Source organism: Sphaerisporangium perillae, assembly GCF_023276435.1.
GTDB classification, from domain to species: Bacteria; Actinomycetota; Actinomycetes; order Streptosporangiales; family Streptosporangiaceae; genus Sphaerisporangium; species Sphaerisporangium perillae.
Genome location: NZ_JALLPO010000114.1, coordinates 1 through 852 on the forward strand (window position 1 = coordinate 1; position 852 = coordinate 852).

At 74.6% G+C, this 852-nt stretch carries 1 protein-coding gene; it reads left to right on the plus strand.

Translation table 11 applies throughout. The features are described from left to right. On the plus strand, positions 1-852 hold an 852-nt coding region (locus tag MYF83_RS42240), incomplete at both ends, for an RNA polymerase sigma factor (RefSeq protein ID WP_248966449.1).

An 852-nucleotide genomic window follows, 5' to 3' on the forward strand; every position in this document is an offset into this window, starting at 1 on the left:
GGACATCGACCCCGACCGGATCGACGACGACGTCCTGGCGCTGATGTTCGTCAGCTGCCACCCGGTGCTCTCCCGTGAGGCCCGGGTGGCGCTGACCCTGCGCGTGGTCGGCGGCCTGTCCAGCGAACAGATCGCCCGCGCGTTCCTGGTACCCGTGCCGACCGTGCAGGCCCGCATCACCCGGGCGAAGAAGACGATCGCGGCGGCCGGGGTGCCGTTCGAGCTGCCGTCGGCCGGTGAGCGCCGGGAACGGCTGGGCGGCGTGCTCAGCGTCGTCTACGTGATCTTCACCGAGGGGTCGACGGCCACGTCGGGCGACCGGCTGCTACGCCCCGGCGTCGCCTACGAGGCGATCCGGCTGGCCCGCACGCTGGCCGCGCTGCAGCCGGACGAGCCGGAGGTGCACGGTTTGCTCGCGCTGTGCGAGCTGACGGCCGCGCGCTTCCCGGCCCGGACCGGCCCGGATGGTTCGCCGGTCCTGCTGGCGGACCAGGACCGGCGGCGGTGGGACTTCTCGGCGGTCCGCCGTGGGCTGGCCGCGCTGGCCAAGGCATCGGCTCGCGGGCTCGGCCCCTACGGCCTGCAGGCTGCGATCGCCGCCGCCCACGCGTCGGCGCCGTCGGTGGAGGCGACCGACTGGGACCGGATCGTGGTGCTCTACGAGGCGCTCGGCCGGGTCGCGCCCTCGCCGGTGGTCGAGCTCAACCGGGCCGTCGCCGTGGCCATGGCCTCGGGTCCGGCGCAAGCCCTGGCCATGGTGGACGAGCTGATCGCCTTGGACCGGCTCCCCGGTTCGCATTTGGTTCCGACCGTACGCGGGGAGCTGCTGGCCCGCCTCGGCCGGCGACCGGA